The 13,366-nt window shown below is 72.7% G+C and carries 12 protein-coding genes; 1 reads left to right on the forward strand and 11 read right to left on the reverse strand.

Going from position 1 to position 13,366, the window contains the following annotated elements; translation table 11 throughout:
* Positions 1-124: 124 nt before the first annotated feature.
* Positions 125-736 (forward strand): glutathione S-transferase family protein, encoded by a 612-nt coding sequence (locus tag LXM90_RS25970; RefSeq protein ID WP_020092578.1) that lies wholly within the window; start codon positions 125-127, stop codon positions 734-736.
* On the opposite strand, the gene LXM90_RS25975 is transcribed toward LXM90_RS25970, so the two are convergent.
* The 11 genes from LXM90_RS25975 to LXM90_RS26025 form a co-directional block, all read right to left on the reverse strand.
* Positions 718-1,989 carry an ATP-binding protein gene (locus tag LXM90_RS25975; RefSeq protein WP_020092579.1) on the reverse strand — a complete coding sequence of 424 codons (1,272 nt, stop codon included), beginning with the start codon at positions 1,987-1,989 and terminating at the stop codon, positions 718-720. The two genes, LXM90_RS25970 and LXM90_RS25975, sit on opposite strands and share 19 nt — an antisense overlap.
* Positions 1,990-2,008: 19 nt before the next feature.
* On the reverse strand, positions 2,009-3,097 hold the full coding sequence (locus LXM90_RS25980) for a lysylphosphatidylglycerol synthase domain-containing protein (protein ID WP_020092580.1): 1,089 nt from the start codon (positions 3,095-3,097) through the stop codon (positions 2,009-2,011).
* A gap of 152 nt (positions 3,098-3,249) precedes the next feature.
* Positions 3,250-3,879, reverse strand: coding sequence for a uracil-DNA glycosylase (locus tag LXM90_RS25985; RefSeq protein ID WP_020092581.1), 630 nt, complete (start codon positions 3,877-3,879; stop codon positions 3,250-3,252).
* Positions 3,869-4,627 (reverse strand): PIG-L deacetylase family protein, encoded by a 759-nt coding sequence (locus LXM90_RS25990; protein WP_020092582.1) that lies wholly within the window; start codon positions 4,625-4,627, stop codon positions 3,869-3,871. The genes LXM90_RS25985 and LXM90_RS25990 overlap by 11 nt, the downstream gene beginning before the upstream one ends.
* Positions 4,628-4,667: 40 nt before the next feature.
* Positions 4,668-5,906: a glycosyltransferase family 4 protein gene (locus tag LXM90_RS25995; RefSeq protein ID WP_234081210.1), complete on the reverse strand. Its 1,239-nt coding sequence runs from the start codon at positions 5,904-5,906 to the stop codon at positions 4,668-4,670.
* An 85-nt stretch (positions 5,907-5,991) separates the two neighbouring features.
* On the reverse strand, positions 5,992-6,864 hold the full coding sequence (locus tag LXM90_RS26000; RefSeq protein ID WP_234081212.1) for a sugar phosphate isomerase/epimerase family protein: 873 nt from the start codon (positions 6,862-6,864) through the stop codon (positions 5,992-5,994).
* Entirely contained in the window at positions 6,861-8,462 is a 1,602-nt protein-coding gene (locus LXM90_RS26005) for a YcaO-like family protein (RefSeq protein WP_020092585.1), read from the reverse strand. Before LXM90_RS26005 ends, LXM90_RS26000 begins: the two co-directional genes overlap by 4 nt.
* Positions 8,463-8,681: 219 nt before the next feature.
* Positions 8,682-9,677 (reverse strand): Gfo/Idh/MocA family protein, encoded by a 996-nt coding sequence (locus LXM90_RS26010; protein WP_020092586.1) that lies wholly within the window; start codon positions 9,675-9,677, stop codon positions 8,682-8,684.
* Complete coding sequence (locus LXM90_RS26015; RefSeq protein WP_020092587.1) at positions 9,677-10,858, reverse strand: class I SAM-dependent methyltransferase; 1,182 nt, start codon at positions 10,856-10,858, stop codon at positions 9,677-9,679. The genes LXM90_RS26010 and LXM90_RS26015 overlap by 1 nt, the downstream gene beginning before the upstream one ends.
* Positions 10,859-10,902: 44 nt before the next feature.
* Positions 10,903-11,832 carry a hypothetical protein gene (locus LXM90_RS26020; protein WP_020092588.1) on the reverse strand — a complete coding sequence of 310 codons (930 nt, stop codon included), beginning with the start codon at positions 11,830-11,832 and terminating at the stop codon, positions 10,903-10,905.
* A 40-nt stretch (positions 11,833-11,872) separates the two neighbouring features.
* A complete protein-coding gene (locus LXM90_RS26025) occupies positions 11,873-13,063 on the reverse strand; it encodes an inositol-3-phosphate synthase (protein WP_020092589.1) in 1,191 nt (396 codons plus the stop codon).
* Positions 13,064-13,366: the final 303 nt, after the last annotated feature.

Below are 13,366 nucleotides of genomic sequence, written 5' to 3' on the forward strand. Positions count from 1 at the left end.
TGATGGGAAGGTCAAGGGTTCGCGGGCAAGGCTCCGGATCCGGCCGGTCGATGCGGGCCGCGGCCGTTGTAGAATCGCGCCCGTCCGGCCAAGGTCACCGCCCACCGGAGCGACGGGGACACCGATGAGCGAGCCGCTGACGATCTACGGCGACCCGGGTTCCGGCAACTGCCTCAAGGTCAAGTGGGTCGCGGCGCATCTCGGCATCCCGGCGGTCTGGCGCGACGTCGACGTCCCCGGCGGCGGGACGCGCAAACCCGAGTTCCTCGCCCTGAACCCCGCCGGCCGCGTGCCGATCGTCGTCCTGCCCGACGGCACCGTGCTGTCGGAATCGAACGCGATCATCGTCTACCTCGCGGAAGGCTCCGCGCTGGTCCCCGCGGAGCCCCTGCCCCGCGCCCGGATGCTGCAGTGGATGTTCTGGGAGCAGTACAGCCACGAGCCCTACATCGCGGTCCGCCGCTACCAGCTCCACTACCTCAAGCGGGCGCCCGAGGATCTCGACCCGAAGCTCGCGGAGCGCGGCGCCGACGCCCTGCGGCTGATGGAGGACACCCTCGGGCGCTCGGCCTTCATGGCGGGCGAGATCCTGACCCTCGCCGACGTGGCGCTCGTCGCCTACACGCGCATGGCCCACGAGGGGGGCTTCGACCTCACGGACTACCCGGCGATCCGCGCCTGGGTCGGGCGGGTCGAGACCGGGCTCGGGATCGGCTCCTATACCGGGCCGGCCTGATCGGCCGCGAACCGAGGCGGCGCGGCGCCGTACTCGGGCAGGCTGACCCGCACGGTCGTCCCCTCGCCGGTCGCGCTCTCGATGGCGAGGCGGCCGCGGTGGCGATTGAGGCTGTGCTTGACGATGGCGAGCCCCAGCCCGGTGCCGCCGCGGGCGCGACTCGAGGTGACGTCGACCCGGTAGAAGCGCTCCGTCAGCCGCGGGATGTGCTCGGGCGGGATGCCCGGCCCGTCATCGGCCACCGACAGGACGACGCGGCGCCCGAGGCGCGGGTCGTCCTCGCGGGCGAGCCCGACGCTGATCTGGCCGCCGCCGTACTTCACGGCGTTCTCGATCAGGTTCTCGATCACCCGCGCCAGCTCGTCGGCGTCGCCGGGGACCGCGTAGGGGCCCGCACCCTCCTCCAGCCGGATCGTGGCGCCCCGCGCCTCGGCGGGCGGGCCCTGGGCGTCGACCATCTGGCGGGCGAGCGCCCCGAGATTGACCACCGCGGTGGGGGCGACGTGCTCGCGCAGCTCGATCCGCGACAGCGACAGCAGGTCGTCGATCAGCCGCGTCATCCGCAGGGCCTGGACGCGCATGATCTCTAGGAAGCGCTCCCGGGCCTGCGCGTCGTCGCGGGCCGGCCCCTGCAGGGTCTCGATGAAGCCGATCAGGGTGGCGAGCGGCGTGCGCAGCTCGTGGCTGGCGTTGGCGACGAAGTCGACCCGCATCGCCTCCAGGCGCCGGGCCGCGGTGAGGTCGCGCAGGAACAGCAGCGCGCTGACGCCGGACCCGTCGGGCATCGGCAGGGCGCCGATCTGGACATCGAAGGTCCGCTCCAGCGGCACCCGGGTCGACAGCGCGACGCGGCGCGGGAGGCCCGAACTCAGCACCGCCTCGATGCCGTCGAGGACCTCCGGGTCGCGGAGCGCGAAGGACAGCGGCCGGGCCTGGTGGAGGGCCGGCAGGAGCGCCCGGGCGGCGGGATTGGCCTCCAGCACCAGGGTGCGCCGGTCGACCAGGATGACCGGGTCCGGCACGTGGGCGAGCAGCGCCTCGGCGACGGCGTGGCGCGGCGTGGTGGTGGCCGGGCGCGGCACGGGCGCCTCGCGGCCGCGTCCGCCGAGCCAGCCGCCCAGGCAGACCGCCGCGAGGCCGATCAGGATCAGCGGGAGATCGAGCCGCCCGGCCAGGGCGGTGGCGAGCCCGAGCAGGCCCGCGGCGATCGCGGCGCCGGTCCAGGCGGGGGAGCTGCGCAGGCGGCCGGACATGGCGGGCGCGGCCGGCCGATCAGCGGGGCTCGGACTCGTCGTGCCACGCCCGGCCGGACGGGCCGGCGGTGCCCTCCGGAGGCCCGGGATCGCGGGCGCCGCCCGCGCGCTTGACGATCTCGTACAGTCCGAGCATCGCCAGGGCGGTCACGAACGGCACGACGTAGTAGCAGCCCCGGAACAGCAGCAGCGAGGTCAGCACCTCGTTGCGCGGCAGGCTCGACAGGGCGAGCAGGATCGTCGCCTCGAACACCCCGATCCCGCCCGGCGCGTTCGACGCGATCCCCAGCATGGCGGCGAGCACGTAGATCGCCAGGAAGGTGGTGAAGCCGAGCGTCGTCTCCTGCGGCAGCAGGACGTAGAGCACCGCCGCCGCCGCGCAGACGTCGCCGATCCCGACGATCATCTGGCCGATGGAGACCGAGGCGCCCGGCAGTTCCAGGCGCCACTGCTTGACGGTGATGCTGCGCTTCTTGGCCGAGACCCAGGCGAGGTAGCCGAGCACCAGGGCGAGCGCCGCGAGGCCGACGCCCTGGTTGATCCGGATCGACGTGAAGGCGAGGCCGGCGAGCTGGCCGGCCTCGATGATCAGGCTCAGGCCCAGCACCACGCCCATGCCGAGCCAGAAGGTGAAGCCGGCGATGACGGTGAGCGCGGCGATCTTGGCCGTCGAGAGCCCCTGCCGGGCGTAGATCCAGTAGCGGATCGTCCCGGCAGTGAGCAGCGGGAAGCCGAGAGTGAAACTCACCGCGTAGCTCGTGAAGGAGGCGAGCGCGGTGATCCGGTACGGCACCTTGATCTTGAGCTGGCGCAGGGCCAGCGCGTCGTAGCCGGTCAGGAACAGGTAGCTGATGCCGACGAACAGGAAGGCGAGCCCGAGCTGCTCGGCGGTCGCCGCCGCGATGGCGCTGCGCACCTCCGCCCAGCTGACGCTCTGCACGAGCTTCCACAGGACGCCGAGGGAGACGGCGAACAGCACGATGCTGGCCGCCGTGCCGATCCAGGCATAGCGGCTGCGCCGGCTCTTCCGCTTCGAGCCCGCTTCGGCATCGTGCTGGACCGGCTCGACCGGCTCGGCCGGGCTCCGGTGCTGTCCCTGAAAATTCATGCCGATCGGCGTCCGCCCTTCCGGCTGCGCGGCCCGGCCCGAAGGCCGTCAGCCCGTGCCGGAATTTCCCGGACCGCGGCCCGTTGCCCCGCATGTAGGCCGAACCGGGGCGCAAGGCCAGGGAAGGCAGGCCCGTGACGGGCGATCTATCCTCAGCCGGAGGTCCGATCGAGGATCGCGGCCGCTTCCGCGAGGCCGCGCCGGATCCGCTCCGGCACCTCCGGCGCGGTGCAGACATAGGTCGGGCTCGGGTGCGGCACCCGGATCACCGGAAGGTCGGGGCGGAGCGCCGCGAGGGCGGGCGCGGCCTCGCCGGCGAAGCGGCCGGCCAGCACCGCCACGGCGAGGCGCGGCAGCAGGTCGAGGAGCGGGGCCAGATAGGGCGCGGCCGCCGCCACCTCCGCCCGGCGGGGCGCCCGGTTGCGGGCGCCCTCGGCGTGGATGAGCCAGGGGACCGCGTTCCAGATCAGCGTGTCGGCCCGGCTGAGCCCGGCCTCGGCGAGGAAGCGGAACAGGTTCGCGGCCGTGCCGTTCGCGCTGTCGCGGGTGACGAAGCCGGTGCGCAGGACCGCCGGGCCGGGGGTCTCGAGGAGGAGGAGCATCCGCGCGCCGACGCCGCCGTCCAGGGGGTCGGGCGCCGGGACCGGGGCGCCGCGCTCGGCCGCGACGCGCGCCGCCAGCGCCCGGATCGGTGCGATGTGGGGGCTGTCGATCAGGGCGCGGCGGGCCGCGAGGGCTTCCGGATCGGCCAGCGCCTTCGGCGCCCGCGGCTCAGCCGGCATCGAGGCCGGGGATCGTGAGGCCGAGGCGGCCCGACCGGCGGAAGCGCTCGGTGCCCTCCTCCCGGGCTAGGCGCGCGTCGAGGCCGGCCACGCCGCCGAACTGGAAGCCGATCTGGCTGGCATAGGCCGCGCAGGCGGCGCGCTTCCGGGCCTGGGCCTCCGGGGCGAGGCGCATCGCCGGCTCGGCGAGGTCGGCGAACAGGTCGGCGAGGGGCGCCTTCGGGGCGGCCTCCCGCACCGTATAGGGAAAGTCGCGCCACCACAGGATCGGCTGGGCCGGCGCGAGGCCGCGCAGCGCCCGCACAGTCTGGACATGATCGACGTGCCCGCCGATCGCCTGCGGAGCCAGGAGGAGATCGGGACTCCCGGCGGCGATCAGCCCCGCGATGGCCGGTGCGAGCTCGGCCGCGACGCCGTCGTCGGCGCGCGTGTCGGCGAAGAGCTCCGGCGCCGAGCCGTAGCCCCGGTGCGGCGCCTCCCGGAACGGCAGGTGGACGGGCGGCGCGATGCCGAGCGCCGCGGCAGCCCGGACATCCTCGTCCCGGCGCAGGGCCATGTAGTCGACCTCCGGTCCGAGCCCTTTGTCCAGCTGGCAGGCGAGCGCGAAGCCCCTCGGCTCGGCGACGCTGCCGGTGAACAGGGTCGCCATCACAACGCGCCAGCCAGCTTGCGCGAGGCTTGCCAGGAGGCCGCCGCACGAGAAGGCCGCGTCGTCGAGATGGGGCGAGAGGGCGAGCGCGGTGGGCATGGTCCGGGGTGCGACGGTCTCGATGGGTTCCGACCCGCGCTCAGAGCAGGTGCGGCTCGGCGCGGAAGCGGCAGGTCGGATCGTGGGGCAGGTCCGGCGAGAAGCCGGTGGCCGGTCGCTCGCCGCGCACGCGGGCGTAGACGTCCATGATCTGCCGCCCGACCGCGTGCCACGAGTAGACGCGGCGGCACTCCTCCAAGCCGGCCGTCGCGATGCGGCGGCGCAGATCCGCGTCCGCGATGACCCGGGTGAGCGCGGCGGCCAGCGCCGGGACGTCGCCCGGGTTCACCAGCAACCCGTTCTCCCCGTCGCGCAGGCAGTCCGAGACGCCGACCGCGTGGCACGAGACGGTGGCGAGCCCTGCTGCGAGCGCCTCCAGGATCGTGTTGGAGAAGCCCTCCGCGTAGGTCGGCGAGACGAACACGTCGGCGCGGCGGTAGAGGTCGGGCACGGTGGCGTACTCGGCGTAGCCCGTGAAGGCGATCTCCCGCTCCGAGAAGGCGCGCTCGGCGGCGAGCGCCTTGGCCGGATCCACGTCGGGCCCGATCCCCGAGATGGTGGCGGCGAACGGCCTGCCCTGCGCGCGCAGGATCGCCAGGGCCTCGATGAAGTCGAGGACGCCTTTCCGGCGGTCGACCCGGCCGTGGTAGAACAGCCGCACCGGGCCCGGATGGGGCGCGGGCAGCCCGTCGGGCGTGCACTGCGCGAACCGGTCGGTGTCGACCGCGCCGGGCACGATGGTGAAGCGGGCGGGGTCCGACCCGAGCCGCTCGCAGACCTCGTCCACGAAGGAGGCGCCGCCGATCAGCAGCGCGTTGGCGTGGGCCAGCACCTCGCACATGGCGACCCGGTGGGTCTCGCAGCAGGAGCCGACCCAGTGGCCGTCGCCGCCCTGGATCGAGACGACGCTCGGCACGCCGAGTTCGCGCGCGGCGAGCAGCACCGCCCAGCCGGTCGGGTAACCGTATTGCGCGTGCAGGATGTCGAAGGGTTGTCGGGCGTGCTCGCGGCAGATCGCGTCCACCATCGCGGCGATGTCGCGCTCGAAGTCGCCCGACGCCTGCTCGCCGAGCTGCTCCAGGCCGATCACCCGAACGCCCGGCACCGGCGGGGGCGGCCCGCCCCCGTAGACCCGGGTGCCGAAGGCGTCGCCCCGGTACTGCGAGATCATCGTGACGTCGTGGCCGGCGCCGACCAGCTCGCGCAGCAGGTTCTGCGCGTAGACGCTCATGCCCGATATCGCCGGGAAATAGCGGCGGCTGAGGAAGAGGATTCTCATCGCGCCGCACCTTCGCATTGACCGGGCGAGGCGCCGAGGCGCCCCCTCTCCCGTGCCCGATCCTCGCCTCGCCGCGGTTCGGCTCTCACTGCCATTGCCGCCGCGTCTCCTGCTCGCCGGCCAGGACCGGGCCGGGGCGCCGACAGCCGCGGAGATAGTCCAGCGCCTGCGGGATCATCACGTCGGCCCGGTGGCTCTCGCGGGACAGCTCGACGCAGATCAGCTTGCCGAAGCCGACCGCCTCCAGGGCCTCCAAGACACCCGGCACGTCCATGTCGCCCTCGCCGAACGGCAGGTGGATGTGGCTGCCGCGCTTCATGTCCTCGATCGCCACGGTGCCGATCCGGTCGGCGAATTCCCGCACGGCGGCCGCCGGCTCGCGCTCGCCCGTGACGAGGCAGTGACCGGTGTCGAGGGCGAGCTTCAAGCCCGGCACGGAGAGGGAAGCGTAGTCGTCGAGCGTCCCGATCAGCATGCCGGGCTCGGGCTCCAGGCAGGGCACGACACCGGCCTCGGCGGCGAACGAGGCGACCTCGTGCAGCCCTTCCTCCAGCCAGCGCCGGGCCTCGCCGGGATCGACGCCGGGCTTCGGAACGCCGGCCCAGAACGAGACCGCCTCGGCGGAGAGCATGGCGCCGATCTCGATCGCCCGCTTGAGGAAGCCGACCCGCCGGGCGCGGCCCGCGGCGTCGGCGGTCACCAGCGTCGGCTCGTGCTTGGCGGACGGATCGAGGAGGAAGCGGGCGCCCGTCTCGATGACGCAGGTCAGCTCCAGCTTCTCCAGCAGGCTGGCCACCCGGCCGGCTTCCGCCGCCCAGGTGTCGGCGAAGGGGTCGAGATGGTGGATGTCGAGGGTGAGCGCCACGCCGTCGTAGCCCGCCGCCTTGATCAGGTGGATCGCGTCGTCGAGGCGGTGGTTGGCCGCGCCGTTGGTGTTGTAGGCGAACCGGAGCGTCACGCCGCCCTCCCCTTCCGCTGGGCGAGGCGGAACGGCGCGTGGTGCGATTCCGGCTCGCGGTAGAGCGGATAGTGCCGCCCGACGATCCGCTCGGCCAGGGCCACGTCGAACAGCGGCTGGCCGCCGAACCGCTCCAGGGCTTCAGGGGTCAGACGCACCGGCCGCAAAGTCTCGCTCTCGGTGCCGAACTGGATGAGCGGATGGTCGCGGTCGAGAAGCTTCTTCGTGTTGCGCTCGCCGATCCGGTAGTAGCTCATGGTCTCGACCTCGAGCCCCGGCACGATCGCCTTGACCACGCCGACCCCACCCCCGGGCGGTGTGCAGTCGACGTAGAGCACGTCGAACCCGGCTTCGAGCAGCCGGTCGCAGGCGATCTTCCCCCGCGCGTGGCCGTCGGCGGCCGGAGTGGAAGGCAACTCCGTAAATCGCTTCGTGCTGCGCTCGGAATAGACCGTGTCGGCCAGCACGCCGCGCAGGTCGGCCGCCGGCATCTCGATCCATTCGAGCATGGCCTGGAGTGCGCGGCTCTCCTCGAGGTCCAGGCTGGGCAGCGCCTTCTGGATGAAGGCGTCGACGTAGCCGGGCGGCGTCACCGTGGCGGCCATGTCGAGGGGGCCGTGCCCGAAGGTCTTGCGCACCCGCGCGGCCTGGAACTCCAGCAGCGCCTTGCGGAGCGCCCGCTCCCGGTCCGGGTCGCAGGCCTCGCCGCAGGCCGAGAGGGCGATCGGCGCCGGGGTGCGCGCCGGATCCTCGTCGTAGCCGACGACGTAGAGGTTGGTCAGCCCGAACTGGTCGGTGGCGAATTTCGGCAGCGCCCGGATGCCCAGCGCCTTCAGCCGGGCCAGCATGGCGGCGTTCTCCGGGCCGATGCCGTCGAGGTCGAGCATCACGCCCTGGTCGAGGGCCCGGAACAGCAGGCCGTTGCCGTCCCGCTGGAGCAGCTCCAGCACGCCGTGGCCCAGCGCGAAGGGCACGTCGGGCCCGGCGCCGAGGCCGTTGGTGATCAGGTTGGTGAAGGGCTTGTAGCCCTCCGACAGCTCGAAATAGTCGGTGGCGGCGACGTCGAGCGGCATCAGGACGATCTCGCCGGTGGCGTGGCGGATCGCGGGCGTCCACTCCAGCACCGTGTCGCGGCCGACCGGGGAGCCGGCGGGCAGGCACAGGGTCAGCGGGTCGGCGACCGACTTGGCGCCGTAGACGCGGGCGAGATCGGTATAGCTCGCCCGCTCCTTCGCGCGGGGCAGCACCGCGAGGGACGGCATCAGGTTCTCGGCAATCTCCGCCACGGCGCCGATCAGCGCCTCGTCGTCGGTGGCGCCGTAGCCGATCCCAGACGGCATCGCGCCCACGAAGAACGGGTCGTCGAGGAACAGGGCCACGAACCAGACCGGGATGCCGGTGCGATCGAGCGGTGCCAGCGGGAAGCCGACGACGCGCCCCTCCGGCAGCACGTCGAGATAGGCCTTGACCGGGTCGGGCAGGGTCTCGGGCAGGCCCTCGATCGGCCGCTTGGCGCCGAAACGGTAGGGGCGCGGCGCCTTGATCCGCTCGTGGCGGGCGCGGTCGTCCTGGTCGTGGAAGGCGTCTGCGTTGGTCACGTCGTGTTCCCGTCTTCCTCGAACCGTGCGCCGCACTCCCTCCCATTCATCCCCTCATCCCGAGGTGCCGAAGCGCAGCGGAGGCCTCGAAGGAGGGCTCCAGCCGGACGCGCGATCCCTGGAGCCCTCCTTCGAGGCCCGCTGACGCGGGCACCTCAGGATGAGGGCGTGGGTGGGAGATGCCGGGGTGTGGTTCCGTGGCTGCGTATCCTGTGTCCGCTACCCCTGCCCGTAGGCGCGGGCGACGAGCCGCATCGTGTGAAGGTCCCGGGACGCCGCGTACGCGGCCCGCTCCTCGGGCCGGCGCAGGGCCGAGCCGAAGGCGCGCACCTGCTCGGTGAAGGGCGAGCTGTCGGCGTCGAAGGCGAGCGGTTCCCCGCGCCCGCTGGCGCCGTCGACGAAGGTCAGCGAGCCGCCGGCCGTCTGGCCCATCGTGTTCTCGGCGACGAGCAGACCCTTCGTGCCGACCACCTCCAGGCGGCGGCGGGGCAGCGCGTCGGGGCAATTGTAGGCGACGTGCAGGCTCGCCAGTGCGCCGCTCCGCGTGCGCCCGATCAGCAGGGCGCCGTCGTCGACGGCGTAATCCTGGGCCTTGGTCTGGGTGAGGGCCGCGAGGTCGGCGATCGGCTCGCCGAGCAGGTAGTCCACGAGATCGAGCCCGTGCGGAGCGAGGTCCATCAGGGCGCCGCCGCCGGCCTGGGCGGCGTCGATCCGCCAATTGGGCTGCCCGGCCTCCGACCAGTCGCGACCGAGCCAGCAGGCGTAGACGATCCGTACGGTCGTCACGGTGCCGAGCCGGCCGGCCTCGACCTGCGCGCGGATCGTCCGGTGGGCCGGGTGGTGCCGCTGGTCGAAGGCCGTCCCGTAGAAGATCTTCTGGGAGTCGACGGCGTGCGCGATGGCTTCGGCATCCGCCAGCGTCGCCGCCATGGGCTTCTCGCACAGGATCGCCTTGCCGGCAGCGGCCAGCGCCTCGACGGCGCCGCGGTGCAGGTGGTTCGGCGTCGCCACGTAGACCGCCTCGACCGCGGGCTCGGCGATCAGGCCGGCGAGATCGGCGTGGACGCTGGCACCGGCCCGCTCGGCGGCCGCGCGGCTCTCCGGGTTCGGATCGCTGACCGCCACCAGCCGGTGTCCGGCCGCGCGGATGCCGGGCTCCATGTAGTCGCGGGCGACCCAGCCGTAACCGACGATGCCCCAGCCGACCGCGTCCATCACCACCGCTCCGGCAGGTCGACGAACTCGCGCACGCGCACGCGCTGCGTTTCCGACGCATCGAGGCTTTCGTCGAAGGTCAGCGACTCCGGTCCCGGGGAGTGCAGCGGGTACGTGGCGCGGGGGGCATACTCCGCCTCGTAGCGCTCCGAGGGCCAGCGGATGACGTAACCGCCGCCCTCGGGCACGTAGAGCGGGTTGAGCCGCAGCACGGTGCCGGGCTTCGGCAGGGTGAGGCCGTCGAGCAGGGCGCGCGGCGCCGGTCGCATCCCGGGACCGCACACCACCGAGAACGCCTCGCAGCTCCGCAGGGCGGCGGGGTCCTGCGGGCCCGGCGCCCGCGCCTCGACCAGCGCCCGGGTCAGCTCCGCGTCGTCGTAGACCAGGGCGTCGGGGAAGAACTCGGCGATCTCCTCGGCCGTCACCGCGCGTCCGGCCGAGAAGCCCGGGCAGTCGCGGTTGTGGATGTGGCTCAGCGCCAGCCAGCCGTCGTCGCCGGCGTTCTGGCGGAGGTTCTCGAGGAGCGCCGCCTTGTCGTCGAGGAAGTAGAAGGCGTCGTTGCAGACGACGAGGTCGACCGGCGCCCCAGGGATCGGCCAGTGGGGCGAGCCGGCGTCGAAGCAGACGAGCTGCGCCTTCTCGGCCACGACCCAGTGGCGCGCGACCCAGAGCTTGGCGAAGACTACGTCGGCGCCGGCGACCTTGCAGCCGCGCCGCTGCAGCTCGCGCAGGTAGTGGCCGATGCCGCAGGCGAACTCGAAGACGCAGACCGGCTCGTTCCAGTGCGCCTCCAGCAGCGACAGGCCGGCCAGGAAGGTCGGGTCGCTCCAGCGGTGCAGGAAGTAGTCGCCGACGCGGCCCCAGCCGAGGAGCTCGACCGCGTCGCGGAGGGTCGCCTCGCGGCGCGTCTTGATCAGGCGGATGATCCCGGCGGGATCGGCCGGCGGCCCGTTCCACCAATCGTCCTGATCGACCAGCAGCGCGGCCAGCGCCTCGTCGGGCTCGCCGGCGTCGAGATGGGCGAGCACCCGCTCGACCAGGGCCGCGCGGTTGATCCGCAGGTACGGGATGCCGTCGATCACGGGCCAGCGCGCGCCGGTCTCCGCGTCGCGCAGGGCGTGCGGGCCATCGGCCTTCAGCGGGTTGCCGGTGTCCGGCGATCTGAGTTCGAACGGGATCATGGTTCTCGGGGCCGCCCGGGCAGATGGGCGACCGGGTCCGGCGATCAAGGGATGCGCATGTCGGCGAGGACACGATCGTGGAAGCCCTTCACCGGGCCGGCATGGACCAGCTCCCACTCGTCGAGCACCATCCCCATCGTGGTCGAGGCCCCGCGCAGGTGCTGGGCGATCTGGAGGACGCGGTCGATGCAGTCGGCCGCGTGGAAGGCGCGGCCCTCGGCGGTGGCGTCGTCGGGCAGCACCGCCCGGGCGCGCTCGACCTGGGCTCGCAGGGGCGCGTCGAGCTCGGCGAGGGCCCACGCGGTGGTGGTGGCCATGATCGGGCCGAGATGGTCGCCGAGCAGCATCTCGCCGGTGAAGCCGGCATCCGGCATGGCGGCGTTGTGGAAGTGGTGGGCCATCGCGGCCAGGAACACGGTGCCGGGATCGGCCCGGTAGAACGGGCTGAGGCAGACCCCGTAGACCGCCACGATCAGGCAGTGCTCGGCGTGGTTCTCCGGCGGCTCCAGCAGGATCCGGGCGCGGCTGGGGCAGGTGACGCCCGCCCGCGGCTGCTGCGCCAGGGCGCCGACGAAGCCCGGCAGCGGCCCGGGCCGGCCGGCCGGACGCGGCGCGAGCCGCGCGCGCAGGCGGTCGCGGAGGTCCGGATCGAGCTCTCCGGTAACGGCGTCGAACCCCGCCACGAGCACCGCGGAGGCGGCCTCATCCGAGAGCCCCGCCGCGGTCAGGAAGGCCGCGTCGAGGTCGCAGAGGCGCGTCGCGGCCAGCGTGACGGCCGCGATGTCGAGGGCGACGTCGTCCGGCGCGGCGCCGCCGGTCAGCAGCCCCCAGCCCTGCGCGAACAGCCGCTCGGCGATCGAGCCCGTACGGCCCGCGGAGCGGACGCGCTTGAGGTCGTTCATCTCGACCAGAAGGTCGCGCAGCGCTTCCGGCGCGGCGGCGCCGGAACGGGGCGGCTCAGTCTCGCTTGGCATCGTCTCGTTCCGAAAAGCCGCCCCCTGGTTCTGACGAAGCCTAGTGCACGCCCAGCCAGTCGCGGAGCATCTGCTCCTGCTTGCCGAAGGCGTGCTCCGGACCGTGGCCGTTCTTGACCATCGGCGCCTTGAAGAAGGTCGAGAGCTGCTCCTGCACGCCGCCGTCGCCGCGCTTGCTCGCGAGATCGAGGACGCGGGCGATCTCGATGACGAGCGGCGCGGCCAGGATCGAGTCCTTGCAGAGGAAGTTCACCTTGATCTGCATCCGCTGGCCCATGAAGCCGGTGACGTCGATGTTGTCCCAGGCCTCCTTGTCGTCGCCGCGCGGGCGGTAATAGTGGATGTGTACGAGGTGGTCCTCGACAGGGTAGCCGAGGATCGAGTCGAGCACCGTGCCCTTGGTGTTGAGCTTCGACTGCAGCGAGTTCGGATCGTTCAGGGCGAGGCCGTCGCGGTTGCCAAGGATGTTGGTCGAGAACCAGCCGTCGACGTGGAGGGCGCGCGCCTTGAAGGCGGGGGCCAGCACCGTCTTCATCATGGTCTGACCGGTCTTGCCGTCCTTGCCGGCCACCGGGACGTTCAGCTCCTTGGCGAGGTCGAGGAGCGCCGGGACGTCGGCGGCGACGCTCGGGGTGAAGTTGGCGTAGGGGATGCCGCTCTTGATCGCCGCGTAGGCGTAGAGCATCGCCGGCGAGATCGCCTCGTCGCTCGAATCCAGGCCCTTCTCGAAGGCGGCGGTGGAGTTCAGGGTCGGGTCGTTGAGGTCGGGCCAGCGCTCCGTGGAGGCGAGGTTCACCACGACCACGTCGTCGAGGTTGCTCTCCTTCTGGAAGCGGCGGAGATCGTTGGCGATCACCGAGACCGCCTCGCGGTGGTCCTTGGCGACGATCCGGTTCTGACCGTCGATGTTCTTGCAGAACTTCGCGCTGCCGACCGCCGGCCAGGGCGTGATGCCCTTCAGGACCTGGGCGCCGTTCTCGATGTCGTCCTTCGAGAGCACGCCGTGCCCGCTCGCCGCGGAGGCGAGGTCGTCGCCGTTCAGGTCCCAGCCCCCGAAGACGAGGTCCTTGTAGTCGGCCATGCCGGCCACGGAGAGACCGGCGAGCGGCAGCCCGTCGAGACGGTTGGAGCCGGATTTGATCATCTCGATGCCGGCGATGGCGGTGGTGGCGACGGCGCCTCCCATGCCAACGAAGGCGACACCGACGCGGCGACCGGACTGCATGCTCATCGGAAACTGATGTCCTTGTGCGGACGCGGGTGGCGTCTTGAAGGGTCCGTCCTGGGACGGAAATTCACCCCCCCGGGGCCGTACCTAACTGGCTCGGCGGTGCTCCGTTCCAACCCGAATGCGACAACATCGCCCCGCCGTCGTCCCGCGCGCGGCCGGTCGGCCGCCGGTCGGCGGCGTTAACGGGACCCTAAGCGGGAGGGTTAACCCTTCCTTGACCGTGCCACGCTTGGATCACGGGGCCGTCCCATTCTGGTCACGGCCGGCGTCGATAGGGCCGCCGCTTCCAGAAAAAACCCGGCC

Source organism: Methylobacterium oryzae (assembly GCF_021398735.1).
Classification (GTDB): domain Bacteria; phylum Pseudomonadota; class Alphaproteobacteria; order Rhizobiales; family Beijerinckiaceae; genus Methylobacterium.